Here is a 24,582-nt window from a genome sequence, read left to right as displayed (position 1 = left end):
CCGACCCTGTTCCTTGAGCATGGTCTTTTCAATCATGTCAGGATCAAGGTGAATGGTCCTGTTTTTTTCTGTCCCCGCAACATCCATGCTTTTTTTAGCGCGGGAATTATAACCAGTAACAGCGATTCCCATAACAATGAGGCCGACTACCGACCAGACTAAAACCTTTTTATTTCGTGGTGTCAGGTTGGTGAACCTTTCTTTCAGGGTCATTGTGATTGCTCCCGTTTTTCAACCACAAACACCCTGGTCGCCTCGCCGGTGTTCAGAACCTGATCTTCTATTGCCACGGCCAGGATGGCTTCACTGATAAAAAGTGACAGAAAGGTTTTCTCCTTCAATTCCATTGTTTCATCCCTCTTAGAGGCCACCTTGAATTGCTTCAATCGCAATCCTATCCCTTCCACATCCACGGTCTGGATCAGATTGACGCTAAGATCACCACACAGAGGAATCAGAGTGTCCGCAGTTGAAACCTTGTAGCTGGATGGATAGCCGCCTTCATAACCTTCCTTGATGATTTGCAAGACCTGTTTTTCCAAAGGCATGTTTTTGTAATGGTCGATATTCTTTTTGAAAACATCCTTTGCCGGTGCAGCCAGATGCAGTGTTACAGATGAGGTTGCCTGAGGTTCCGCAATCAGGGTGTAAACTGCCCCATTGCAGACAATAAATAACTCACTGGGTGTCTCAGCATAGGTGAGCTGTCCGTCCAACTCCTCGGCCTTGAATTTGATAAAGGCACTACTGCCGGAAAAATGGCCAGTTACGCCCTTTTCTTCCGAGTAAATTAAATCACTCATCGGCCCGGAACAGACAATCCGGTTGATGTCACGATTGGACAACTGCACGATGCTTGGCATATCAGGGGAAATGAATTTGACAGTTGTAGGCTTGTCAAAATGGTCATTGGTCATAGGTGAAAGTTTCAGGGGTTTTGGTCCCCTTATAACCGGTGCTTCTTCTGCTTGCACCGAAGAGGCAGCTAGTAGCAAGCACATGCTTATCTGAATAATTGTCTTCATTTCGTTTCCACCTCCACGTGCTTGTCCATCTTCATTTTTGCATCTGCTCTTTTTTTGAGCTGTTCTTCTGTTTCCTTTTCTGCTTTCTGTGCGTCTATGTCTGCTCTGAGGTTTTTCTCCTTGAACTCGCTAATCTCAAAACGACCGTCACGGATGCGATACGCGACCACAAAAGTTTTGGCGGTCTTTTCGAGTTTTGTATCTCCAGCAAACTGCACTACATTCCCGAACATCTCTATAGTGCCTTCGCCTAGAGTGATTTTCTCCATGTAAAATGTCGAACTTACTTGCGATTCTTCAATACGACCCGCCAAGGAGTACCAGCTTTTCGAGGCTTCCGGATAGGCTTCGGAGGTGTAGAGAGAGAGCAGATCATCAAACTGCCCTCTTGCCGTGGGCGGGGAGTAGGTAGTTGCCAGGTTGACAATCTTTCTGCTCATATCCTTGATGTAAGTCTCGGTAGGCTTGCCCTGGACGAACTCAATTGTGCCGGTCATAGCGGGTGGAATGAGCACAACACGTTGATATTTAACAGCCCGATACACCATAAGGGAGTTGAAGCAGACGGCTACGGCCATTGCCCCGACAGCAAATTTAAGCAGTCGGTTTTCAACGAATAAATTGCTGGTTTTTTGTACGAAAATGTCTGCTTTCACTCGTTAAACTCCTGCTGGAAATAGTCGGGATAGTTGTTCATCTTGACCAGGCCAAAGACATACAGGACATGCTTCAAGAATCCCCGTGCCTGAGATCGTTTGATTTTGGTGTAGGAATACTGAAATACCAGGAAGATAAGCCACATCAACTTACCGTAGAGGAGTGACAGGGTAAGAAAGAAGAGGAACAGGACCAACTCATCCACCTCAAACCACAGCACTTGGAACGGTTTAGAGAGATATTGCGGAAACTTTCTGGCAATCATTGCTTATAGCTCCTCGTTAAACGATTACAGCGCCGATAGACTGCACAACGGTATCAGCGGAAAGAAGAAATGCACCCCCAAGGACAACGCCTGCCGCAGGAAGAATCATCTGCCGGATAGCAAGGATGGCTGCAAAAGCCATAGAAGCAACACCAGCGACAAATCCAATAGGGCCAAGCAAAATCTGAGTTACCGCAATATCGTACAGATCATAGGCAAACGAACCGGCCGCCGGAGTTGTCATAGCGAAGGCACTGACTGTCTGGAGCAGTAAAACGGTTAAGAAGGCCAAAAAAGTTACTTTTTTCATGATGACTTTTCCTTTTGTTGATGTTGTTGCACCATTGTGCCTTTCAGTTTTTCGTGAGTTTTATCTCTACCCTTCGGTTGCTTTCCGGGCTGCTACTGTCAATCATCCCTTTTCCTTCCGCCAAGGCCACCTTGAAACCATTTCTTCGAAGCATGGTAGCAACAGCCTCGGCTCGAGACCTGGAAAGCTTCACGTTCTGGCTTTCGATTCCAATCGAACAGGTATAGCCGGTGAGATACAGAGGACAGGCGGCACAACAATCCCGCAAATCCATCAGAAGTTTGTTGCCGGCATCCGGGGACAAGTTGGCGCTGCCCAGGTCAAAATAAACCACAGGGAACGGACGGCTTTTCGGTTCAGCGTAAAAAGATGGGAGGCTTGCAATGATGAAAGTTTGATGGATGGGAATTTGTACAGGTGTGTTCATGGCAGGTGGGTAACTGAAAAAATCCTGCCGGATTTCAAGCCCCCAAGCCGGACGACAAACCGAACTGATGGCGATGAAAAATACCCCTACAATCCGGAAGGTTTTTTGAATTTGTTTTTTGGCCTGAGTCATCATTTCTGTCGCATTAAAGAAACTACCGTTTCTTTCTCTTTGTTTATGTTTTGTCGCACAGTTTTCAGGGTTGATTTGCAATTGCTCATGCGCTTTTCCCGAGGGCATTGTTGGACATATCCATGCCCTCAGGTTGCTCTTCAATCAGCTCCTTTTGCACTTGTCTTTCTTTGGCTCTGTGGGCTCTCTTTCGTACCCGGTACAATTTTCTAATGTCGAAAACTGACATCCTAAACCGGAAGGTTAACTCAATTTCTGCTATCAGATTTTCCATAAAAAGACGTTTATCTGGCGCAAGGTTCATAAACCTGGAAAACGCATAGCGTTCCCATTTTGTTTCCAGGTCGCAGGTGGCAATGAGTGCTTTTCGATATTTTACGTTTTTCTGACTCAACTGAGGTCTCAGAAAATCATGCAGTCCCCACAGTTTTTCCAGTAATTTCAGACCGATTAAATCGTTATCCGAGAGCGGGTCACTTATTGTTTTTATCCTTTCCATCCAGCGAAGTGTTTTCAGCGGAACTTTAGAGGTCTTAGCATATTCTTTGATTTCCATATCCCTCTATTCTCCTGATAGTATTTGATAATATCCTTCTGACCGATTGGATATGAATCCCAAAATGGTTGGCAATAGTGTAAAAGCTGACCGGTTTTGGTTGTGAAAGAATCCATTGAGAAACCTGTCTTTGTCGGCCAGTGAGTGCAGACAATGCTTCGGCAATGACTGAGTCATCGATGTCAGAAGATTCGTCTCGGTCGGGGGATTGTTCGCTTTGAATTGCCACGGTTGCCAGTTGTCCGTTAACTAAGGCAACACCAGCGGCCATCTGGATACATCTGGTGCGAAAAACAGTACGGAAATACTTGCTCGTTAAGGACAAATCCTTGTTTTGATCGATTAAGACCGAGATTACCTGATACACAGCAAGCTTGGCCTCTCCAGCCAAGTCACTTGAATCGCATGACATATACCGATGATATGGTGCGGCTATGTACCATATCAGCACCCTGTTTGCGCTCACCCAGGATTGAGCCAGTGGCCAGATGTTTTGTGTATTTGGGTTAACAGAACACATTTCGATTACCTGAGTATTCGATTGAGATAGATTCCGTTCATGCTTCATCCTCGCTCGGGGTGAGATACGACCTCAAATATGCTTCTGCAAACCGTTGATAAGGTGACTCTCCAGTTGATAACGCTAACGACTCAAACGGTATTTGTATTTTTAGTGACAAATCTTTAGCCTTTGTTTTCGTAAGCAATCGTCGCCCAATAGCAGATCACTTATCATTTGCGGGGACATGCCAATAAAATCCACATAACGTAAATATAAAACCAATAAATCGACATAAAATGTACAAATAATGAAGCATAAGCACATCTATACACATAATGTGAAATTATTGTAAATAAAAATCTTCACATTGGTTGTTTATTTTTATCCGCAGAATGTGTATAATGCGCAGATGGAAAATAACAAATCTGACATAATGGAAATTTTCAGCATCGCAACCATGCATATCTTATCCACCAAAGGAATAAAGCAAAACGCGATAGCTAAAAAGCTCAACATGGGGCCAACTACACTGAATAATTATATAAATGGGAGGAGGCAAGGAAGTGAATCTACGCGAAGAAGGATTGCAGATCAACTTGGTTGGAATTATGAAAAGCTGTTAGAGCTTGGTCGATGGATACTCCGAGGGAATCCTCCCGAGAAATTTTATCCACCATTTGTGCATTCTACAAAACAAGACCTTTCCGAATCAATGAATGACGCCACTCCGTCCTCAAAATTCTCAGGCACCAAAACTAGTCGACCTGATTATGCAATTCCTCAGAACACAGCAAATTTTATTTCTGTTCCCAAATTTGCAGCACAGCTACCAGTCGATCAAGGTTCTTTTCCAGATACAGACCTTGTTGAATCAGACATGATGTTCCACAAAAACTTCCTGATGAAGTTTGGAAATCCTGATCAAATGGCACTATTTGAGGTTACAGGTAATTCTATGAAACCATTTTTATATAATGGAGATGTCGTCCTGGTTAATTTATCAAAAAATAATATCACCGACATTATTGATGGTAAAGCATATGCGTTTCGTGAAAATCATACTGTCAAGGTTAAAAGGCTATCGCTCCAAGGAACTACTTTAATTGTGACAAGTGAAAATTCGCTCCTTTATCCACCATACATAGTTGACACAGGCAACTTCAGCATGATTGGCGAAGTTTTATGGGTAGGACACGAGGTCAATTAAAGGTTTTCTATGCCAGCAGTGCCTGCAACAGCCTGAGAAAAAGTTAAAGACTCTGGCCGTGGGAATCTTCGAGGTATACGAGAAGTTCAGCGATCGGTTGAGTGATCCTGTGGTGATTAACGGAGACTTCTTGGGATGGATCGAGAAGGAAATTGAAGAACGGACGAAAAATATTTGGGATACGATTGTTGATCCAAGAGATGATGAGCTTTTGCGGTTGAAGAATGTTGCGAATGATCTCCGTGAACGGCAACATCAGGTCTTCGTAAACGTAACCACTCATTTCGAGGGTTCTGCAACTCGGACGATAGAGAAGATCAAAGCGCTTCTGTAGATCGCGGGAGAATTATCAACTACAGGAGCAAATCATCCCTCATTAATCTTGCTTCGCAGGATCCCGGATGGATGGAAAGTGACAACTCTCCTGGCATCCAAATCAAGATCTTCCCCTGTCTGTGGATTTCTTCCACGTCTGGGATTCTTATCCCTGACATTAAATTTCCCAAACCCACTCAGCAGGAGATCTGATCCACTGATCAGGGTATTTTTTGACAATTTCAAAAATGCCTCTACCGCATCGACAGCCTGGGACTTGGTCAGGTTGTCATGATTTTTGTATACCTGCTGAACGAGATCTGCTTTGGTAATTGTCATTTTCACCTTTCCTTCTGTTAATGATGGTTGATTTTAGTGAGAACCAGCAACGATCATATTCCAAAATTGAATAAATTCAAAGAAATTGGTGTGATATGTTCAGTTTTTAGATACATTTATTTCTTACCGTGAGAGATGGAGGCTAACTGGGTAAGGTCCTCTCAGAACATCCAACCTATGAAAAAATTACTGAAGGTCGATAATGATTTCACCCCGTGCCCCGCTGACATCGGTGATGAATTGTATCCCAACGGTATTTTTGAGTTTAATATCACAAAAATTCTCGAACATATTCAAAGAACTCCCGATGGCATCACCGTTGAAGATGTAGCGGTACGCGATTTTCCCAATGATTTTTCTTCGATCAACGAATCCCATGTGGATTCAACTGATATTTCCACACCGGTAATATTGGCGGAAATCTCCCCTGGAGGATACAACTTAATCGACGGGAACCACAGAATGGAAACGGCTCGCAGAATGGGTGTCAAGAATTTGGTAGCATATAAATTGAACGTCGAACAACACATTCCATTCTTGAACAGCAAAAAGGCTTATCTCGCCTACATTGAATACTGGAACAGCAAATTGAGGAACTGAGAGAGCAGAGACGGGGAATTCTCGAAGTTTGATCTCTCTTATACCAGTTACGATTCTTTGGAATATGTAGATTCTTGGAATCAACCTGTTTTGTCACGTATCCAGGATGTCATCTTGGATGACGGCAGCAGGAACAATCAAGAATTCAAAAATGCTCCATTCCTCGCCATTTCGTCTGGGATAATTTCGAATTTACAAAAGAGCCGAATTGCTCCTTTTCTGGGGTGATATCGGGCTCTTCTCAAAGCCAAAATGATCAGTAATTATGTTAACTTGCAGCTTTGCTTAGACTGATAAGCTTGCCAATGAATACCTCTCTCTGTGCTGAGCTGATCTCATCTCGTCTTTGGTTGGTGCAGACAAGGAGAACAAAAGCGCGGACCACCTCCTCCTCCAAAGTAATGTTTGGCACCCGCCTGATGCGGACCGGCATGCCAAGTGGGGGCTGTGGGAGAGATCCCCCCCGACTACCCGATTCGACATTTTAATAGCCTCAGCATCACAGCACTTCACGGATGGCGAGCCATGCTCCATTTGTCTATCTCTACAAATGGCTTGTCTGCGCCATTCTCTGCCTGAAGAGCCCTGAAAAGCAAATTCTTGCCTTCGATCTGCACCTGAACAATTGTGTTCACAGTGCCAGTGCCTGCAGCCCCTACATCAACCTGATATATGCCACCGTCCTCATACGGAAAGACCTTAGGATCGTTGGCGGCTATTCCTGCGGGATCACGGACCCTCATGTGGTAATAGGAATGGGTGTGCCCAACAAAAACGGCACGAACTCTGTCTCCATATCCCAGAAGCATCCGCCAGAATGCGTTTCGCCGTTCAGGGTTTTGATCAAAAGAATCCCCCACATGTCGGACTCGAGGAAAGGCCGGTTCGTGAAACGAAATGAAAATATGGTCGATGGAGGAAGGGGTTTCCTTGATGACCTTCTCGACCCATTGCTTGCCTTTATCGTTGATGACGCCGTCTTTCCCAAGATCTGTATACCCATCGACCGCAATAATGCGCACATTTTTATGGTCCAGGTAGTAGTCACATGAAGTTGCGTGTCTGCGAACCGCGCCGGGAATGGAAGGGATCAGGACATCCCTTGCATGCCTAAAGTGCACACCGCCATTTTTAAATTCGTGATTCCCTATGACGGGCAAGAAAACGGGACGAGTGTCCGCTTTCGTAAAGACATGCTGGAAATCTTCATGGCGTGATACCAGGGGATCCATATCTCCAGCAACGACTATCAGTTCCGATGGCGTAAATGCCGGTTCCTGATTTGTATTTCTGTCGCGGATTTCCAGCAAGGCATTCTTCCATGCGTCGCCTTGACTGCGAGGATCGGCAAGCACAGAAAACGAGAATTTCTGTTCGGATGCCCAAACCTGGCGTGTGGTGCAGTCCGCCATCAACACCAGACAAATACCGATTAGCAATAGTGAAGAGAGGAACGTTTTCCTCATGTGCATTTCGAATGAACACCAATCCTCTGACATTTTTTATACCTCCATTAAAATATTGCCTGCATGGCAGTATCTTACTGGAAGAACATTAAGAAATGATTAAGAAGGCATCTGTTGTAATCGAGGAGCATTTTTCTAGGAATGAAGTCAATGAATCACATGTTTATGGTCTGCATCAAAGGCCGGATATAAGAACTGCAGCCAGATCTCAAACGCCAAAAACATATATCTCTTGCCAAACCGGGAGACGTTCATATAAGACACCTTCGGCCCACTAGAAGGTTCTAACACCGTCCAAAACAATCTGGAAACCTCCGACTTCATAAGGTATTAATCGTGGTGCTGAACAGTCTCTTCGACTTTGCCAGCACCTCTCAGGAAATTTACGAACAGCATGAGGCATTACCAGGAGCATTGCTTAGGTCACCTGACAAACTTTAAGCGCACTGCTTTTCCGCTACTATTGTTGTGGGGCTAGGTGTGAGACAGCAATGGTACAGTATCTGTAATTGCTGCCACGCTCATCAATATCATTCCAGATGTTCAAATGTTGGTCGCTTTTTTACTAAATGATCCACTAATTCATTTGTTGCCTGTGCAGTATTGGCGATTTGCCTCTGATACGCCAGGTTTTCCACTGCCGATACCTCCTGGTAAATACCCTCACGATATACATCACTGGCTGTTTGATAATAGCTTACGGTTTCTTCGATTCCCGCAAGCTTTTCAGGCAGAGCAGTGAGACTCCCTGTTTCAGGATCGTGTCGATAGCTTGCCTGCTTTCGTATCGGTTTCAGGATCGTAAATACATTCTGTTCAAGATGTCCGAGCTTTTGGTAATTGCCGACAAAAGCATGAGCTTCCGTGCCCCCTACCTTCAGAACATCATGACCGAAGAAACGGCTCAAATATGTCCAGTTGAGAAGACCGAACAGGGTCGGAGCATAATCGATCTGACTGGCGAGGGTTTTGACATGACCAGGTGCAATTTGTCCGCCGGGAGCATAGATAATCATCGGAATATGATAGCTTTTCACCGGTAACTCCGACTTTCCCGCCGATGAGGCACAGTGATCGCCAACAATGACAAAAATGGTGTTTTTGAACCAAGGACGGGTAGAAGCCTCACGTATTAATTGGCCGATGGCATAATCGGTATATTTTACGGCACCGCTTCGTCCAGAAGTTTTTGAGGGCAGGTCGATTTTGCCATCCGGGAACGTGTAAGGGCGATGGTTGGAAGTAGTCATGACAAAATAATGAAAAGGCTTGCCACTTGCAAAGGAGGCGTCGGCTTCGCGCAACGTCCATTGAAACAAATCTCCGTCACATGCACCCCAGGAATTGGCGAAGGTTACATCGTCTTTGCCCACCGAGTTGCGATCGACAACGCGATAGCCGTTATTGCCGAAAAAATAATTCATATTGTCGAAATAGCCGTAACCGCCGTAGATGAAAGCGGTATCATAGTCCTTTGCGCGAAACACCGAGCCCATGGTGAAAAGATGTTCGTTCTTCGGTCGTTTGATCAGTGACCGACCGGGTGTTGGCGGCAGCGAGAGCGCAAGAGCCTCCATACCACGATCGGTCCGCGTTCCCGTGGCATATAAGTTGTCGAAGACCAGGCTCTGTGAAGACAGTGCGTCAAGATTCGGCGTTAGGGAAGACTGAGGATTATAACTGCCGAGAAATGAGGCGCTGAGACTTTCGACTGTGATTTGAATTACGTTGGGATGCATTTCCTCACCTTGTCCGGAGACCTGTCTCAAGGTGTCGTGAGCGGTTGGATTAATCATCCTCGATCCGTCTTGAGACAGTTCACGATGCAACAGGGTAAAAGCTTTTTCAGACTCAATCGTCGAATAGAACTGGCGATAATCGAGTTCGTTATTACGAAAGGCAGCGACTAATGACCAAATACCGTTTTTAGCAATTTCTCTGTGGAAATTGTTGGTGAACTCCGGCAGCATCCGTTCGTTCAAAAACAACCCGATGAGAAGTGTGATCGTCAGCCATGCCGCGCTGAACGTCACTCTCTGTTTCAATGGTTCCGCCGCTGATTGAAACCACAATCTGGGCAAACCGCTTCCAAAAATGGCTAAGTGAACGACGAGGGTAACAGCAAACAATGCCATAATTAATTGCGGTAAGGGATAGGATTCACGAATGTTTCCTATCACCTCCGTTGTGTACACAAGGTAATCCACCGCGATAAAGTTGAACCGGGCCTCGAATTCGTCCCAAAATATCCACTCCGAGAGCACTCCGAAGAGTAAGACAAAGAGAATCACGAAGCCGCCAAGGTTCATGACCATCCGCATCCATGGTTTGGCAAACCAGCGATTCGGCAGGACGGTGAGTATGAAAGTCAACGGAATCGAAAAAAATGCAGCAGTTCCAAGGTCAAAGAGCAGTCCCCAGGAGAGCGCCGCCAAAAGACTGGCATCCCAAGTAACATTGGCGGATGCCTTGTATATCAGAGCAAGACGGAGTCCCTGGGCTAACCCGATAAAAACCAGGACAAAAAGTAAAGTTCCTCCGGTCTGCCGACGAAGAAGACCAGAAAACAATGGGCGTAATGTTGTCATAAAGTTTGCTGTTATACCGCTTAGTATTTTTTTCCTGAGAGTAAAAACAAGGTCACCAAAAATTTTTTGAAAGCCTCATTCTGTTGCCGGTTTGGTTGAGAGGCAGAAAAGGTAAAACTACATTCCTTTTTTGTTTGAACTTTGTTTGCCGAAACAAGATGTTTTTCTTCATGATTATGACCTTCATTATCCATGCAGGCAATGACTGGTGCAGGAAATATAAGCATCGCAATGAGAAAATATGTCGAAAATGATATGTATAATTTGAGTTTCATTCCTGTCTCAGTGTTAGTGAGCCAATATCGTTGGCAACATTGACCTCCAAAATTATTCAACTGTTATGCATGATTCAATGACACACCATAGCTTATCGACTATGAAGATTTGATGAAGAACGCCCAGATTCTATACTCTTCGAACAAATATAATGTTCTAGGCAATCCTACCTTATTATTACCGTCTTTCTGTCCATATTTGGCTGAAATTACAACAAGTAAAAAAGAACGAAAATCTTAGTCATATGCAAGGTAAAAAAAGTTTCAAACAATAAATGCAATACTCAAAATCTTAATCAGTTCTTCATGGTTGTTTGATTACTATTGGCTTGGAGAAAATCGACCATCAGGGCGAAAAAAGCCACAATTAGAAACCAACCAGAGAGAGACAGCACAGGTTTATGAAAAAGAGATTTTGGGGAGTCATAACGCTTGTACTCGTGGCCCAGATTGCACCAAAGGCACGGGCAGAAAGCAACACAGAGACTGCGGGAGATATTTTCCAGGTGATCATCCCGGCTAGCGCCTTTGGAGCCACATTTTTTGTGGATGATGAACAGGGCAGGGGCGAGTTTTACAAATCGTTTTTCACCAATCTTGGTGTTACCTACGCCCTGAAATATGCGATTAATAAGCCCAGGCCTGAAAATCACGGAGATTATTCCTTTCCATCCGGTCACACTTCGGCTGCATTTCAAGGTGCAACATTTATACATCTTCGATATGGCTGGAAATATAGCATTCCAGCATACTTAGGAGCATCTTTTGTGGGTTGGAGCAGGGTTGAAGGTGAATCAGACAAGCATGATGCCGTTGACGTTTTCGCGGGCGCAACTGTCGGGATTCTCAGCACGTATTTCTTTACCACGCCATATCAAAATTTGGCTGTTGTCCCTATCGCTGAAAATGGCGTCTATGGAATTGGTATCGTTGGGAAATGGTAGGTAAATGCCTAAAATCAAAATATCCCGTGGAGAAATGAGCGGAAAGATATATTTGCCAGGTAATATTTTCGTTAACTTTTTCGGCTTTTCTATGAAATAATCTTCCAATAAATCAACTAAATCTAAGGTTATTTGCGAGGCAAATCTCAACATATCGACATTTCTTAATTTGACAGCAGCCTGCATACCGTCAATCGAAGTCTCCATTGTATCATACAGGCTTTTATCTGAAACATTGCCCTGAATGTTTTTCCACTGACTTTCACCTTCATTCACTGTTTGAGTAACCATATCCCAATTAACCAATTGTTGGGCTAATAGTGCATGAACTTTAAACCCAACGTAGTCAAGCAACAGCACTTCTTTTGGGATTTTCATTGTGGATGTGTCCAATTCTTCCGAAATAGTTTTGTATGAATCTATGGCACATAAGGCAATTAATTGAAAATTTGCACTATCTTTTGCCGTTTTTATTTTTTCCATATTCTCATTAAGATTTTGCACAGCTTTGTGAGAGAGATAATTTTCAATTTTTCCGGACAAGGCATCCAATATTTCTAATGTCTTTTCTACTCCTTTTTTATCTTGACTTAAAGCATGCTCTGTTAAATCCTCATAAGGTGACATCGCATCGAATAAAATAGCCGTTCTACCGAATTGTTCTGCCAATGCTGGATTGTTCAATATCAATATAATGAATAATCCGGTCGTCCAAATAGACCTCTTCATTCTTACGTTTCTCCTTATGTATGTCACTTCAAATCAGTATCTGGAATTTGTTCCACTCAAATGTCTGGATTAGAATCTTTAACTACAAGCCCAAGTTGCTGTACTTTATTGAAAAGCAGCATTTTATCCTTATACGGTACGGCTTCGGTTGTATTTTCCAAATGATGGAGATTTTTTTTATCTGCAAGCATAAGGCAATAGCCCTCCGGGTTTTCGAGTACCCACCTCTGCAGGGCTTGAAAATCGTGAACTGCAACAATTGGCTTGGTTAAGCGAGCCGAAAATTGAAATTGGTCGGCCAGGCCCCCGGGATAGACGGCGATTGCCCCATCATCTTTCTGTGCCAACGATAGCGACCTGATAATTCCATCTGGGTTGAATAATAGATTGATTGCGTGAGACAAAGCCATATGCAGAAACATGAGATGCAGGAGCACGCAGAACGAAATAATGGCAGGACCTTGATCGATCTTAAAGTGGGGCCAAATCCATAGCAGAACGAATCCAGTGAGGAGGGGTATTAACCCTGCTGATAATGGTATATATTTGAGTATTGCCGCATCCCTTCCCAGTACCGGCAAAACCGGGAGCACAAAGAGCAGGCCAGCAAGAAGAGCAAAAAATATAAAAAAGATCCATATATCATGCGGCTTTTGAACAAGAGCTGAGACCGCTATTCGACTCAAAATTATTGCGACTATGGGCAACAATGGCAAAACATAGTGAATCTGTTTCCCACTTATCAGGGAGAGTGCAATAAGAGCCGGAATCAGAACGCATAAGCAAAATCGTAGGGGCTGATCGCAGGGTATTTTCCAGCTGCGCCAGAAAGGCAACCAGAGAGACCAAGGAAACAGTATTAACGGAAATAGAATGAGATACCAATAAAAAGGGCGTTGATGGGCGAATGATTGAGCAATTCGACCGGCAGTCTGGCCAAAGAGGATAGCATGGCCATAATCTTGACCACCGGCAAGAGAAGCTGGAATAGCCCAGGTCAGAACAAGCAGGACACCAACTGTTAGAGCAAATACAAATCCGCCATACCACCGCACCCAATTGGTGCTTGGGTGACTTATCCACAACGGGCCAAGAATTATTGGTGGCGCGATATAGACAAGGACTACTGGCCCTTTCGCCAATAAACCTAAACCTATAATGAGACCAAGAAGAGGCCATGACCAATACGGATGTTTAAAACCGGTCAAGACTACGAGGTAAGCGGCTAGAGAAAAGAAGACAACCAATGTGTCAAACATGGTGAGTGTAAAAAAAATGCTCCAAACTCCCATGCCCAATAGGATCACGGGGGATGTTCGACTAATATCGAGAGATGCCGGCCAAAGAATAGCGGCAAGCCGTTTCGTCAGGAACAAGGAGGCAAGCCCGAAAAACGGTGCTGTAAGTCTTGCCGTCCATTCGTTAACGCCGAACAACCACCAACCAAAGTGAATCAGCCAGAAAAGTAATGGAGGTTTATGGCTATATGGCTGGCCGTTAATATATGGCACAAGGAATTGATTGCTTTGCCACATTTCCCAGGCAACCGAAAGATAACGCGTTTCATCTATCGGTATTGGTGGGCGTGAAAAAATTCCAGTCACCACCAGACCGATACACAGAAACAACCAGAGCCAACTGGTCCTCAGGATGTTTGTACCCATGTTTTTACCTGCTTTGCTTCACTGCGGACAAAATACAGGTTCCGCAAATAGATAAAAATTCCTGTGGCCTGTCCTAAAATAAAAACAGGATCTCTGCGGTACACTGCATAGGCCAGAAGTATCACCCCTCCAAACAGACTGAAATACCAAAATGCTATTGGGATGACACTTCTTTTCAGTCTTTCACTCGCCAGCCATTGTACTAGAAATCTGGCGGTGAAACACGCCTGGCCAGTAAAGCCGATGATGAGCCAGATTGTGGTTTTTTCCACGACTTCGTCTCCTTTATGAAATAATATCCGTTATATTTGCCCGATATTCCGGCAGAAATCACACAGGGGTGATACAAAAGGCCTCTTGTGGATCGCAAGGCCGATCAAGTCGAAGTGCCGGTTTTTCTTTGACGATGTTCACCCCATAAAGAAATTGCCGTTTGACCTTCTATTTGGATAATCGTTAATCCAGATTATGAGAAACCTTGGGCACGGTGTAAGGGAGTTGTATATACTCAAGCACCTTGCCGGTCTTTTTGTATCCTTGTTGATCAAACAGTCTCGAAAGATTTAAGGTGATACCGGCATACAGCGACCTGCTATCTTCTTCGTCTTCTCCGTAGCCCCTGGTATAATAACCACCGTGCAATTCCACATATTTTAGAAAAGTATTTTCGATTGCATCAAAACCATCGAGTTTTAAAACAACCGAATAGTACTGGTTCGAGTAATCATCAAAAATACCGTTTACAGGGACATTAAAAATATACTCAACCCTGAAATCAATCTTCCGATCAAGATCCGGATATCGCTCCATCAATACACTGGTTAGGGCACCTACCGTATTCAAGGTCATATCCGCCCATGAAAACCCTTGGGATTTACTTGTCGCATCACCAAGTTCCATAAAAGCCTGCACTGTCCACGACGAAAGCGCCGCGTAGGTACTGGCCTTTTCAGGCGCGTAGCCCCAGCTTTTATAAAGACCGGTAAGAGCATCGGAGAAGGCATAGGTTGCCCAGAAATGACCGAGTTTGTCAGCACCACCATATTTCGAATCCTTTTCAAACCAGCCCTCATCTCCCGTATGCAAGCCGGCCGAACCGTAATCCCATGTCGCCAGTCCCCAGGCTGTAATGGCAGTTGCAGCGGCAAGATTGGTGTAGAGCATCTTTTGTTCTTTCGGCTGATCGCTCCACCACCCTTCCTGGTCGGCAGATGCACCACCGCTCTCCTCTTTGCTTTCTATCGCAACTGAGTTTTTGAGTGTCGGTGTTTCGCTTGATTGGACACTTTTCGTGCTGAAACCACTGAATAAAATCAATACAACGAGCACTATGGTTTTCTTCATGATTCTTCTCTTCCCCTGTAAATATCGGAATAAGCAGCAGTTCCTCATCATAATTGACAACACAAGTTGATGCGCTGTTCCACAATAACTTTGCCAAAACCAAGTTACACCATGAAGATTAAGAAATGATGAAGACGGTACCCAAAAAGCTTCAAGACTTCCGGCCAGTGGAAAAAGCTACCCCCTTAATCATTCCTTCACCTTCACATGCTATCCTACGGATTCCAAGGTTCGGGAAGAGTTCCTGGACGCATACACGATGAACTAACAGAATAGGTAGGGGATGAAAAATTTTTCCATAATTATTCCGACACTGAACGAAGCGGATAATATCAATCCTCTTCTCCGACAGATCGGCGCAGTTAGTCAGCCATTAGGGTTATCCCCCGAAATTATTTTCGTTGATGATGGCTCTACCGACCCTACCCGGCAATACATCGATGCCTACTCGGGAGATTTGCAGGTCCGTCTTATCCGTCGCGATACAAAAACGGGGCTGGCCGGTGCCGTCGTCGCCGGTGCACGGGCTGCTTCAAATCGCCATGTTGTGGTCATGGACGCCGACCTCAGCCACTCGCCGCACCTGATTCCCACCCTGCTTGCACCCCTGGCGGCCGGCAATTATGACATGGTCATCGGCAGTCGCTATCAGGTTGGTGGCCGAACACCCGACTGGCCGCTGGTTCGCCGGTTCGGGTCGCAACTCGCCTCCTTACCCGCCAGACTCCTCACCTCCGTCAGGGACCCTCTCTCCGGTTTTTTTGCCATCGACCGAGATCGACTGAGAGCGCTGGCGGACAATATGTCCGGCTTCAAGATCGGTCTGGCAATACTTGCCGGGACAGCCGAACCTTTGCGGGTTTTGGAGATACCCATCACATTTGTGGACCGTCACACGGGGACTTCAAAAATGAATTTCAACGTTTTCAAGGAATATCTCCTTCAGTTGGGGCGGCTTTTTTCAAGGCGGGCCACTGTTCGGAATCTTCCCCTCTTTCTCTGCCTGGGATGTATAGCCGGTTTTTTTGATTACACTCTTTTTTCGCTGCTTATAAGTCAAAGAGTACCCCTCGAAACAAGCCATATGGCAAGCCTTCTGCTGACAATGCACCTCTGTTACCCAATCGCCGGAGCATTCGCCAAGAGAACACCCGCAACTCGACCTGCGGGCGGTTACCGCCATTTTCTCCTGGTTGTAGCACTGGGCCTTTTTCTCCGAGGCGGCCAGCTGGCATCTCCAGCTGCCATGGGCGCATCATCCTCACTCCTTCTTCCCTTCATAATCGGCGGCACATCCTGCCTTATCTGGTTATCGGCAATCATCGCCAGCCGACTTGAAATGATGCGGCCACACCGGGTCAATTGGACAATCTTCGGGTCCCTGCTCATTGGTTATACCATTCTGCTCCGCCTGCTCTATCTCGGGAATTTCGATCTCATTCAGGAGGAAGCTTACTATTGGAACTACTCTCAGCACTTGGCCCTTGGCTACCTCGACCATCCACCGGTTGTCGCCCTGCTCATTAAGCTCGGCACCCAGCTGTTCGGCCAGAACGAACTCGGTGTGCGGTTCGGCGCTTTTCTTTGCTGGTTCGTCACCGCAATTTTCACCTATCGGCTGACCAAGATTATCTTCAATAAAGACAGTGCCATGAGAGCACTTGTTTTAGTAGCGACTCTGCCAATTTTTTTTGGGGTTGCAGTCGTCATGACTCCTGATGCACCCCTCATCGCCTGTTGGGCAGGGGCACTCTACTTCCTATATCGCGCTCTGGTTCTCGAGGCTCCGCAAGCTTGGATCGGGGCCGGAATCTGTCTGGGGATTGGGCTTGCCACCAAATACACCATTGCCTTTCTTTGTCCTGCCATCCTTCTCTTCATGCTTATCGATCCCACAGCCAGAAAATGGTTTCGCAGGCCCCAACCTTACCTCTGCGCAATCCTGGCGACGCTCATCTTCTCGCCGGTTATCTGGTGGAATTACCAAAATCACTGGGCATCGTTTCTATTTCAGAGCCAGGGGCGGTTGCAGGCTGGTGCACAGTTTTCTACACACCTCTTGCTGCTGAGCATCTTGATTCTCCTTACCCCTATCGGACTCTTAGCGGCGATTATCGGCATGTGGCCGCGACGCAGCGGTATTCCATCAATGGCCGCATGGAATAGGCGACACCGAGGCTATATTTTTTGTCTGACTATGGCGCTCATCCCCCTCGCCATTTTCATCCTCTTTAGTTTTACCAAAGAGATTAAACTCAACTGGACCGGCCCGTTATGGCTCGCGCTTCTGCCGTGTATGGCCTCCGCCATGGTCGCCGGCAGCGGAAGACTGCAGCACCAGGCCGCCCGCCTCTGGCCTGGCCTGCTCGTTGTTCTTGTCCTCACCTATGGCACACTCCTCCACTATTTCGCCCTCGGCCTGCCAGGGGTGTCGTTTGGTAGAAGCGCCTTTCTCTTTGGCTGGAGCGACCTTGCCCAAAAGGTAGAACAGCAGGTCGATGAGATTACCGCAGAAGACGGGAGACGGCCACTGGTCGTCGGTATGGACTCCTACAGAACAGCCAGCGGCCTTGCTTATTACCGCTCCAAGCTGCATTCGGACATTAAGGGAAGCAGTAATGTAAATGACACCACCGGATACCATCTGTTTGGCCACCAAGGCCTTATGTACAGTTACTGGTATCCGCCCAAATGGGCTTTCGGCAGGGATATCTTAGTCGTCTCGGAAGACAAAAACCGGATGGACCCAACCTATTTCGGCAACTCTTATCAACATCTCGGAGAAATCCATGAAATCACCGTAGAAAAGCGAGGAAAAGACAGCGGGCATTTTTACTGCCGTTTATTGACCGGATACACTCCCAGCAATCTTGTTAACCTGGCAAGGCACGATAACGTTACCAAGGAGAGTTCGAATGAAAAGTTGCAGTGACATTATTTTATATTGTCGCTGTCTGCTTTTCGGATTGATGTTGCTCTTCAATGCTCACATGGTTTGGGGCAAAGAGAGCAGTGATAATATCGATAACAAAAAAACTTTGTTTGAATATCTCCAAGGACAACCGACGGAAGATCAGCTTTTCTTAGGGATGGCCACTCTTCACCTGAATCCGAAAAGCCGCAGAATACGAAACTGGAACCAAAATCTTGTCGGTTTTCAATTTAAAGATTTTTTTGCCTGCACCTTTGAAAATTCCTTTTACAACCAGACGTGGGCAGCCGGATTGGCAAGAAATTTTTCAACGGCTGAGCTCAGCAATAACTGGGACCTGACGTTTGGCTATCGCCTCGGTCTTGCTTATGGTTATCAAGACGGTCAGGCCCCTTTTTCGACAATTTCTCCTATTATCCCGATCGTCGAGGTCTACAATCAGTATTTTTTCCGAAAACACTACGGGGTTGAACTGATGCTCACAACCTCGATATCCGTCAGTCTGTTCCATCAGTTTTGATGTCATTTTCAGATTATAGGACTCTGCCTTAACCAAATCTTCATGTGGATGCTGTTAAAATGCAAGGTTAGAAGATTTTACGCCACAATGGCTACAACTGTCCTATCTCTCCGGACACTCCGCCGTATCGATCTCTGGAGATTCTTTTATTCATAAAAGGTATGGTAGGCTATGCGGTATTCCTGCCCGTTTGATTGCACCATTAACCGGCTGCGTCGTGTAGAAGCGGAGAGACGTATAGTTGAAGATGTCTGGCCCGTGCAGCGACAGAAAGAACTAGCGGCTATCTTTTTACCGGTAGCTCCAAGGATAGCAGTAACTTTGCATTTCGGTGAAAACACGGCCGAGCTGATGACGAGTGGCGACTTTAATCGTACGAAAACGCTGGAATAGCAATTTTAAGAGATACTCTGAAAACCAACCATGAATATTCTAATAATCGATGACGAACCCGACCTCCTCGAAAAGCTCCAAACACTGCTTGCCAGTGAACATTACACTGTGACGACCGCAGCTGACGGTCCTGCGGGGCTTGAGAAATTCTGGAACGGAAGCTACGACCTTGTCCTCCTTGATATCATGCTGCCGGGCATGAATGGTCTTGAGATCCTAGCGGAAATCCGTGCCGCCGGCATCAAGACCCCTGTCCTGATGCTGACAGCCAAAGGAGACATCGACGACAAGGTGACCGGACTGAACCTCGGGGCCGACGATTATCTGGCCAAACCCTTCTCTGTCGCGGAATTGCTGGCCAGGGTTCGGGCAATCATACGAAGAGGCAATACCGGTAATCCAATCATTGAGGTCGAAGATATCCGTCTCAACACCATAAGTCGAGAGGTCACCAAAAACGGTGAAGTGCTGACCCTTACCACCAAGGAGTTCGCCATGCTCGAGTTTCTCCTACACAATCGCGGTCGAGCCATTTCCCGGTTTACTCTGGCCGAGCATGTCTGGGGAGATAATTTCGATCCCTTTAGCATGTCCAATTTCATTGATGTCCACATGAGCAACCTGCGCAAGAAATTGAAATCTCCGGAGCGCGACCAGATCATCAAGTCGATTAGAGGTGTCGGCTATCTTATTGAGAGGGAAGGAAAATGAAAGTCCGGACGAAGTTCACTTTGTGGATATCGCTCACCGCCCTGTCGACCGCTGCCATTTTCTCTATGGTGGTTTATTTTGAACTTCTGGATCAAACTTATGATTCTATCGACAAAGAATTAAATACTGCGGCAAATACTATATTTAACCGCCTGGATTTTTCCAAAGCAGGCGAAAAACTGCAGCTGGACAGCCAATATGACTATCTTGTCGAGCGTTATTGGCTGAAAATCACGAATAGTCAGGGTGCAACGATCTTTGCTTCACCGCTTGCAAATAAAGTAGATATCCCTTTGCTCCCTAGCAAAGTCCGGTATTTCATTGAAAAAGAGGTTCCGTTTTCCGAACTTTGGATCGACCCCGAAGAGATCGACGAGCTAGATGATATAACCGATGATTCCGTCAAATTCAGAGTGCGGGTACTTACAAAAAGCCGAACAGAAGAAAATTATAGCATCCTCATTGCCAAGCCCTTGCTTTTTCTCGATCTGGAACTCCGCGAACTCTTAACAGGATTAACCTCAGGTATTTTTGCAACCATAGTTTTGATTTTCCTGATAAGTTATTTTCTCGCAGGCAAGCTTCTTCGACCACTTGAGACAATCAATCAAGATATCAAGCAAATTCGTGAAAATTCGTTAGACAGGAGGATTGCTCTTGGCAGCAGCCGGGATGAATTGTACACACTTTCACACTCACTCAATAGTATGTTCGATCGTTTACAACACTCTTTCCTTAGGCAGAAGGAATTTGTCGGCAACGCCGCTCATGAACTGAAAAGCCCATTGACCATCCTCATGCTCGGACATGAAGAAATGCTGACTGCCGAGCCGCCGGAAGCCTTAAGGCTGGAGCTTTCTAAACAGCTCAATACCATGCGCCGCCTGGGCAAACTGGTTCGCAATCTCCTGGAGATATCTCGGCTTGAGCAGGAAGAGACTTGTATTCGAGAACCAATCAAACTAAATGACTTCATCGGCCAGGTTATAGACGATTACAAAGAAATCTTGGAAGGAAAAAATATTACAGTTGTCACCGAAATATCCGAACCATCCTTTACCGGCGACCCTGAGAAAATACTCCGGCTCCTCATCAATCTCATTGATAATGCTATAAAATACAACTCCGATGGACCAGGGACAATCAGGATCGACACCAGTAGAGCGCAAGGCATGTTGAATATTACCATCGCCAATACGGGACCGGAGATTCCCCGTGAAGACCTGCCAAAAATCTTTGACCAGTTTTACCGGGTGGAGAAGTCTCGATCCCAGGCATTTGGTGGGGCCGGTCTCGGTCTTACCATTGTCCGTCGGATAGTCGAACTGCATGGAGGGAGTATAGAGATGAGGAGCAGTGACGGATGGACAACCTGCAATATCACTATGCCATAGGGTATCCCAGAAAAGTTAACACATCCACTATTGTTCCTTCTTAGTCATGCACTGAAGCGGCTAGTCACCTCTTTTCGCTATAACATTTAAGATTCCCAAACCGAACCTTAACAAAATTGGTATCTGCTTCGTATTGACACACTAATGCTATATAATCATTTAGTTACTTCTAATACCTAGCAACACAAGAAGGTCATATTGATCTTTTGAGAAGGAAACATTTCCTGACAGGAAAATAAAAGGTAGAAGCCTTAGATTGTTCCTGAGTCTCCGTGATGGTCAGTGAGTATACGTACCAAATCTATTCTTCTATTTTTTACTTGAGCTTTTGCTTTCGGTAAGCCATGTTTTGATGGTCCTTAGCTCGTCCAGCCTCAACCGGTGCGTAGTCGATATATACTCTCTCACCAGAGGCGAGATTATTACAGAGATCGAAACCCTTTTTCATCAATACTCTCAAAAAGCAACTGGAGATGCATCTGGCAAAAGTCTCGGCGCTTAAACAGACCGCCCGATATAGACCTTGTGAGAGAGGATTACAGATCTAAGAGATTAACACTGTCCTTTGTCGCTAAGAGATGTCACGTCATCTCCTACAATTATGTGATCCAGCACCAGAACATCTACAGCCAACAATATGTTTTTTAACATGCGAGTGATCTCAATGTCTTGTCGTGTTGGACTACTACTCCCTGAAGGATGGTTGTGGGCCAAAATAACCGAGGCGGCATTTAGACGTAGAGCTTCTTTGACCACTTCGCGAGGGTGAACAACTGTAGAATCGATAGTACCAAAAAACAATTCTGTCCATTTAATAATCCTATGGTTACAGTCTAAAAACAGACAACCAAAGACCTCATGCTGTTTTTTTATGAGAAGGGTGGAGATCGCCTCCTTTGCATCTTCTGTCGATCCAATATAATCAGTTCCCTTTTTCAAAGCAGCACGGGTGCGACAACGACCTTCTTTGATGATCATTTTTGACGTTGCAGGGGTATATTGTCCCTGTTCGTTCTGGATAAACAATATCATGGCCTCACCTCATTAGGCATCAAAGTAAAAGACCATGCCAAGGACAAGAAAAATGCTGCGCTCCGATTAGACTTTATGTGAAATTGGTTATTATTCGTATTTTATAGGGGGGATTACCCCATTCTCTTCTCCATCAAAAATCATAGCTTAGTTACATGTTGTGGTCCGACGCACCATTATAATAACTGATTCTGACATATTTCTGACATTTCCAACAAACGGAAATTTTTTGTGTGAAAAAACTGAGCTTTCTGTAGTGATCCTATTTATTTATATGCTGATTTCCAGGGTAAATATCAGCACCATGTTTGATCCAAACCTCTATTTATGGTCATGGCCGGTCTCCTTGCGTTTTCTCGCAATTTTCACGGCCAGGCTCCAGTCCATGAAAAAAGTTTATCTGGTTGTTTTTGTATGTGAATAATGCCATGATATTTCTGTTGTGAGAGAGCGACTTCCGGCCTGCCAGCCAATTCAAGGGAAGTCGCTTTTTCGTGTCCGGTCATTAAAGTGGCACATTTTGTTTCTGCAGGTCATCTGAGGTAGAAATCCGCCTCGCTTCCATGAATGCCACAACATCATCGACCAAATATCTCACTGATTTTCCATTTTTCACGTAAGGAAAACCACGTCCATGAAACCGATCGTTCCGTAGGGTCTGTAATTTCCGTCCTGTCATCGCCTCAACTTCTTTTTCACTAATCCATTTTTTTTCTGCCATCACATTTTCTCCTTATGTTGAATAATAGAAAACCCAATACCCTGTTGGATATTCGGGGATAATTACACAATCAAAAAAAGGCTGCAGAAGCAAAAACGGGGATAAATTGGGGAAAACAGAGAGGTGATACAGGGGGATATTAGGGGTAAATTGGGGAAGATAAGGGAGTGTGGTTATTTTTTATTGTTTCGCAACATCCAAGCATTTAATTCAGACGGTAATGCCGTCACTGTCCCTGTACCGACTGACGACGCGGGAAAATCCTTATCACGTTTTCTCCAAAGCTTAATGGTTTTTGCGTGGACTCCACAATACTTCGCTATCGTTTCTAAGGTTCGCAACGGTTTTTCTTTTTCCCTCCATATGACGGACACATCTTTTGGGGCGACAGGTTCAACTGAAAATGGAGATTTCGAATTCGTATTTTTTGAATATAACATTTTTAACAGACTGAAATTCCAGTCATTGACCAAAATGTTATCTCTTGAAACTTCCACTTTCTTAATCAAAGAAACGAGCCTTTCAGGATACTCAAGCGAGCGAAAACTAACGCCCCCATTTGGGTCTTCGGTATTGACATATGGATCTATTTCGTATGATTGCCCAGCAGGACGCGATTCCAATGCTATATATTGATCGCGTCTTTCTATAAAAGAGGAAAGGTAAACAGGCTTCAAATTTACTAAAATCATTGGCACGTCAACAGGCCGAATATCAAGGAGGCCATTCCATTCTCTGAGACCTCCCAAGACATGTTCAGTACTCCTTTTCCAAAGCAAACCTGTATACCAAAATGACAAAAAAACATCTGTATAGTCGTTGAAAAAAGAACCATCATTATTGCTAAGCATTGCTTTGCGTAAAATATCGTTCTCGGTTGTCTGTATTTTATCGGCTGTCTCTTTGAGAAAATACACTATATCCCAACCCTATTTAGATAATTCCCTTGATATAGAAATCAAACTGATAAGCCGTCAAGGTTACGGCTTTTCGGGAGCTACCCTATCCAGTTTGAAAACCAATTATAATGGGTCGTTTATTGGTTACCCTTCTTGAGCCCCAGTTATCCCCTGCATGAACAAATTGTCAAATTAATTCTCAAAAAACATGGCAAAGATTTCTTACTCTCAATGCTCACTTGACAGTCTAAAGTTTTACGGCATTTAAACTGCCATTTTCAATGGCTCCATCTTGTTTTTATTACGTTTGTTTAGAATTGAACGGTTTCTGCGGTCACGTGCAAAGGTTTCTCAGCTTACTTGTACTCTTAAAATGAGCGGATATTTCATCAGGAATAGGCAATGACTTCCCATGGTGCTGGTGCACTTTTGGGGTCGTGGTGGGGAATATGGTGGGGAAATAAAAAAGGCACTTACCGAAAATAACGATAAGTGCCTGAAATTGCTGGAGCGGGATACGCGATTCGAACGCGCGACTTTCAGCTTGGGAAGCTAACACTCTACCACTGAGTTAATCCCGCTCACGACCCGGCCACTATAAAATCGATCCCCGGTTTTGTCAAAGGCTTTTCGCG

General features: G+C 45.1%; 27 protein-coding genes and 1 tRNA gene. 6 read left to right on the top strand and 22 right to left on the bottom strand.

Going from position 1 to position 24,582, the window contains the following annotated elements; genetic code table 11:
* Positions 1 to 209 precede the first annotated feature (209 nt).
* From OEL83_07125 to OEL83_07095, 7 genes are read right to left on the bottom strand one after another with little or no spacing between them, the layout of a single operon-like run.
* Complete coding sequence (locus OEL83_07125) at positions 210 to 1,025, bottom strand: type-F conjugative transfer system secretin TraK (GenBank protein MDK9706808.1); 816 nt, start codon at positions 1,023 to 1,025, stop codon at positions 210 to 212.
* Positions 1,022 to 1,681: a type IV conjugative transfer system protein TraE gene (locus OEL83_07120; protein ID MDK9706807.1), complete on the bottom strand. Its 660-nt coding sequence runs from the start codon at positions 1,679 to 1,681 to the stop codon at positions 1,022 to 1,024. Before OEL83_07120 ends, OEL83_07125 begins: the two co-directional genes overlap by 4 nt.
* Positions 1,678 to 1,947, bottom strand: coding sequence for a type IV conjugative transfer system protein TraL (gene traL / locus OEL83_07115; GenBank protein ID MDK9706806.1), 270 nt, complete (start codon positions 1,945 to 1,947; stop codon positions 1,678 to 1,680). Before traL ends, OEL83_07120 begins: the two co-directional genes overlap by 4 nt.
* A 16-nt stretch (positions 1,948 to 1,963) precedes the next feature.
* The gene (locus OEL83_07110) at positions 1,964 to 2,257 is read right to left on the bottom strand and encodes a hypothetical protein (GenBank protein ID MDK9706805.1); all 294 of its coding nucleotides are present in this window, start codon (positions 2,255 to 2,257) and stop codon (positions 1,964 to 1,966) included.
* Positions 2,258 to 2,300: 43 nt separating this feature from the next.
* Positions 2,301 to 2,924: an OmpA family protein gene (locus tag OEL83_07105; protein MDK9706804.1), complete on the bottom strand. Its 624-nt coding sequence runs from the start codon at positions 2,922 to 2,924 to the stop codon at positions 2,301 to 2,303.
* Entirely contained in the window at positions 2,902 to 3,372 is a 471-nt protein-coding gene (locus OEL83_07100; GenBank protein MDK9706803.1) for a hypothetical protein, read from the bottom strand. Before OEL83_07100 ends, OEL83_07105 begins: the two co-directional genes overlap by 23 nt.
* Positions 3,350 to 3,940, bottom strand: coding sequence for a sigma-70 family RNA polymerase sigma factor (locus OEL83_07095; GenBank protein ID MDK9706802.1), 591 nt, complete (start codon positions 3,938 to 3,940; stop codon positions 3,350 to 3,352). Before OEL83_07095 ends, OEL83_07100 begins: the two co-directional genes overlap by 23 nt.
* Before the next feature lie 343 nt (positions 3,941 to 4,283).
* On the opposite strand from OEL83_07095, the gene OEL83_07090 reads away from it, so the two are divergent.
* The gene (locus OEL83_07090) at positions 4,284 to 5,081 is read left to right on the top strand and encodes a LexA family transcriptional regulator (GenBank protein ID MDK9706801.1); all 798 of its coding nucleotides are present in this window, start codon (positions 4,284 to 4,286) and stop codon (positions 5,079 to 5,081) included.
* A 43-nt stretch (positions 5,082 to 5,124) separates the two neighbouring features.
* Here the strand turns inward: OEL83_07090 and OEL83_07085 are convergent, their stop codons facing one another.
* Together OEL83_07085 and OEL83_07080 are read right to left on the bottom strand one after the other, a co-directional pair.
* The gene (locus OEL83_07085; protein MDK9706800.1) at positions 5,125 to 5,364 is read right to left on the bottom strand and encodes a hypothetical protein; all 240 of its coding nucleotides are present in this window, start codon (positions 5,362 to 5,364) and stop codon (positions 5,125 to 5,127) included.
* Positions 5,365 to 5,447: 83 nt separating this feature from the next.
* Positions 5,448 to 5,735, bottom strand: coding sequence for an integration host factor subunit alpha (locus OEL83_07080; protein MDK9706799.1), 288 nt, complete (start codon positions 5,733 to 5,735; stop codon positions 5,448 to 5,450).
* 177 nt (positions 5,736 to 5,912) lie between these two features.
* Between OEL83_07080 and OEL83_07075 the strand changes: the two genes are divergently transcribed.
* Entirely contained in the window at positions 5,913 to 6,335 is a 423-nt protein-coding gene (locus OEL83_07075; protein ID MDK9706798.1) for a ParB/RepB/Spo0J family partition protein, read from the top strand.
* 509 nt (positions 6,336 to 6,844) lie between these two features.
* On the opposite strand, the gene OEL83_07070 is transcribed toward OEL83_07075, so the two are convergent.
* The 8 genes from OEL83_07070 to OEL83_07035 form a co-directional block, all read right to left on the bottom strand.
* Positions 6,845 to 7,834: a metallophosphoesterase gene (locus OEL83_07070; protein MDK9706797.1), complete on the bottom strand. Its 990-nt coding sequence runs from the start codon at positions 7,832 to 7,834 to the stop codon at positions 6,845 to 6,847.
* Positions 7,835 to 8,331: 497 nt separating this feature from the next.
* Positions 8,332 to 10,389 carry a sulfatase-like hydrolase/transferase gene (locus OEL83_07065; protein ID MDK9706796.1) on the bottom strand — a complete coding sequence of 686 codons (2,058 nt, stop codon included), beginning with the start codon at positions 10,387 to 10,389 and terminating at the stop codon, positions 8,332 to 8,334.
* A gap of 20 nt (positions 10,390 to 10,409) precedes the next feature.
* Entirely contained in the window at positions 10,410 to 10,664 is a 255-nt protein-coding gene (locus OEL83_07060; GenBank protein ID MDK9706795.1) for a hypothetical protein, read from the bottom strand.
* Between the two features lie 296 nt (positions 10,665 to 10,960).
* Entirely contained in the window at positions 10,961 to 11,344 is a 384-nt protein-coding gene (locus OEL83_07055; protein MDK9706794.1) for a hypothetical protein, read from the bottom strand.
* Positions 11,345 to 11,458: 114 nt separating this feature from the next.
* Positions 11,459 to 12,337 (bottom strand): hypothetical protein, encoded by an 879-nt coding sequence (locus OEL83_07050; GenBank protein MDK9706793.1) that lies wholly within the window; start codon positions 12,335 to 12,337, stop codon positions 11,459 to 11,461.
* Positions 12,338 to 12,393: 56 nt separating this feature from the next.
* A complete protein-coding gene (locus tag OEL83_07045) occupies positions 12,394 to 14,001 on the bottom strand; it encodes a glycosyltransferase family 39 protein (protein MDK9706792.1) in 1,608 nt (535 codons plus the stop codon).
* Entirely contained in the window at positions 13,983 to 14,273 is a 291-nt protein-coding gene (locus OEL83_07040; GenBank protein MDK9706791.1) for a lipid-A-disaccharide synthase N-terminal domain-containing protein, read from the bottom strand. Before OEL83_07040 ends, OEL83_07045 begins: the two co-directional genes overlap by 19 nt.
* A 184-nt stretch (positions 14,274 to 14,457) precedes the next feature.
* The gene (locus OEL83_07035; GenBank protein MDK9706790.1) at positions 14,458 to 15,345 is read right to left on the bottom strand and encodes a YfiM family protein; all 888 of its coding nucleotides are present in this window, start codon (positions 15,343 to 15,345) and stop codon (positions 14,458 to 14,460) included.
* A 283-nt stretch (positions 15,346 to 15,628) separates the two neighbouring features.
* On the opposite strand from OEL83_07035, the gene OEL83_07030 reads away from it, so the two are divergent.
* From OEL83_07030 to OEL83_07015, 4 genes are all read left to right on the top strand, one after another.
* A complete protein-coding gene (locus OEL83_07030; protein MDK9706789.1) occupies positions 15,629 to 18,277 on the top strand; it encodes a glycosyltransferase family 39 protein in 2,649 nt (882 codons plus the stop codon).
* Positions 18,261 to 18,797, top strand: coding sequence for a hypothetical protein (locus OEL83_07025; protein MDK9706788.1), 537 nt, complete (start codon positions 18,261 to 18,263; stop codon positions 18,795 to 18,797). Before OEL83_07030 ends, OEL83_07025 begins: the two co-directional genes overlap by 17 nt.
* Positions 18,798 to 19,220: 423 nt before the next feature.
* Positions 19,221 to 19,901, top strand: coding sequence for a response regulator transcription factor (locus OEL83_07020; protein ID MDK9706787.1), 681 nt, complete (start codon positions 19,221 to 19,223; stop codon positions 19,899 to 19,901).
* Positions 19,902 to 19,921: 20 nt separating this feature from the next.
* A complete protein-coding gene (locus OEL83_07015) occupies positions 19,922 to 21,295 on the top strand; it encodes a HAMP domain-containing histidine kinase (protein ID MDK9706786.1) in 1,374 nt (457 codons plus the stop codon).
* A gap of 316 nt (positions 21,296 to 21,611) precedes the next feature.
* Here OEL83_07015 and OEL83_07010 read toward each other — a convergent pair whose 3' ends face one another.
* From OEL83_07010 to OEL83_06990, 5 genes are all read right to left on the bottom strand, one after another.
* Positions 21,612 to 21,743, bottom strand: a complete 132-nt coding sequence (locus OEL83_07010; protein MDK9706785.1) for a hypothetical protein — start codon at positions 21,741 to 21,743, stop codon at positions 21,612 to 21,614.
* Positions 21,744 to 21,847: 104 nt separating this feature from the next.
* Complete coding sequence (locus OEL83_07005; GenBank protein ID MDK9706784.1) at positions 21,848 to 22,327, bottom strand: DNA repair protein; 480 nt, start codon at positions 22,325 to 22,327, stop codon at positions 21,848 to 21,850.
* A gap of 505 nt (positions 22,328 to 22,832) precedes the next feature.
* The gene (locus tag OEL83_07000) at positions 22,833 to 23,048 is read right to left on the bottom strand and encodes a DNA-binding protein (protein ID MDK9706783.1); all 216 of its coding nucleotides are present in this window, start codon (positions 23,046 to 23,048) and stop codon (positions 22,833 to 22,835) included.
* Positions 23,049 to 23,221: 173 nt separating this feature from the next.
* Entirely contained in the window at positions 23,222 to 23,965 is a 744-nt protein-coding gene (locus OEL83_06995; GenBank protein ID MDK9706782.1) for a hypothetical protein, read from the bottom strand.
* A 488-nt stretch (positions 23,966 to 24,453) separates the two neighbouring features.
* Positions 24,454 to 24,528, bottom strand: a tRNA-Gly gene (locus tag OEL83_06990).
* Positions 24,529 to 24,582 lie beyond the last annotated feature (54 nt).

This window comes from Desulforhopalus sp. (genome assembly GCA_030247675.1).
Taxonomy (GTDB): domain Bacteria; phylum Desulfobacterota; class Desulfobulbia; order Desulfobulbales; family Desulfocapsaceae; genus Desulforhopalus_A.
This window is presented reverse-complemented; position numbering and strand designations above follow the sequence as displayed.

Coding starts and splice junctions, on each gene's coding strand:
- OEL83_07095 (MDK9706802.1), bottom strand. CDS start 3,940: ATGAAGCATGAACGGAATCTATCTCAATCGAATACTCAGGTAATCGAA.
- OEL83_07100 (MDK9706803.1), bottom strand. CDS start 3,372: ATGGAAATCAAAGAATATGCTAAGACCTCTAAAGTTCCGCTGAAAACA.
- OEL83_07125 (MDK9706808.1), bottom strand. CDS start 1,025: ATGAAGACAATTATTCAGATAAGCATGTGCTTGCTACTAGCTGCCTCT.
- OEL83_07025 (MDK9706788.1), top strand. CDS start 18,261: ATGAAAAGTTGCAGTGACATTATTTTATATTGTCGCTGTCTGCTTTTC.
- OEL83_07065 (MDK9706796.1), bottom strand. CDS start 10,389: ATGACAACATTACGCCCATTGTTTTCTGGTCTTCTTCGTCGGCAGACC.
- OEL83_07075 (MDK9706798.1), top strand. CDS start 5,913: ATGAAAAAATTACTGAAGGTCGATAATGATTTCACCCCGTGCCCCGCT.
- OEL83_07050 (MDK9706793.1), bottom strand. CDS start 12,337: ATGAAGAGGTCTATTTGGACGACCGGATTATTCATTATATTGATATTG.
- OEL83_07080 (MDK9706799.1), bottom strand. CDS start 5,735: ATGACAATTACCAAAGCAGATCTCGTTCAGCAGGTATACAAAAATCAT.
- OEL83_07085 (MDK9706800.1), bottom strand. CDS start 5,364: ATGAGTGGTTACGTTTACGAAGACCTGATGTTGCCGTTCACGGAGATC.
- OEL83_07110 (MDK9706805.1), bottom strand. CDS start 2,257: ATGAAAAAAGTAACTTTTTTGGCCTTCTTAACCGTTTTACTGCTCCAG.
- OEL83_07090 (MDK9706801.1), top strand. CDS start 4,284: ATGGAAAATAACAAATCTGACATAATGGAAATTTTCAGCATCGCAACC.
- OEL83_07035 (MDK9706790.1), bottom strand. CDS start 15,345: ATGAAGAAAACCATAGTGCTCGTTGTATTGATTTTATTCAGTGGTTTC.
- OEL83_07000 (MDK9706783.1), bottom strand. CDS start 23,048: ATGGCAGAAAAAAAATGGATTAGTGAAAAAGAAGTTGAGGCGATGACA.
- traL (MDK9706806.1), bottom strand. CDS start 1,947: ATGATTGCCAGAAAGTTTCCGCAATATCTCTCTAAACCGTTCCAAGTG.
- OEL83_07020 (MDK9706787.1), top strand. CDS start 19,221: ATGAATATTCTAATAATCGATGACGAACCCGACCTCCTCGAAAAGCTC.
- OEL83_07105 (MDK9706804.1), bottom strand. CDS start 2,924: ATGCCCTCGGGAAAAGCGCATGAGCAATTGCAAATCAACCCTGAAAAC.
- OEL83_07060 (MDK9706795.1), bottom strand. CDS start 10,664: ATGAAACTCAAATTATACATATCATTTTCGACATATTTTCTCATTGCG.
- OEL83_07010 (MDK9706785.1), bottom strand. CDS start 21,743: ATGAAAAAGGGTTTCGATCTCTGTAATAATCTCGCCTCTGGTGAGAGA.
- OEL83_07030 (MDK9706789.1), top strand. CDS start 15,629: ATGAAAAATTTTTCCATAATTATTCCGACACTGAACGAAGCGGATAAT.
- OEL83_07045 (MDK9706792.1), bottom strand. CDS start 14,001: ATGGGTACAAACATCCTGAGGACCAGTTGGCTCTGGTTGTTTCTGTGT.
- OEL83_07070 (MDK9706797.1), bottom strand. CDS start 7,834: ATGTCAGAGGATTGGTGTTCATTCGAAATGCACATGAGGAAAACGTTC.
- OEL83_07005 (MDK9706784.1), bottom strand. CDS start 22,327: ATGATATTGTTTATCCAGAACGAACAGGGACAATATACCCCTGCAACG.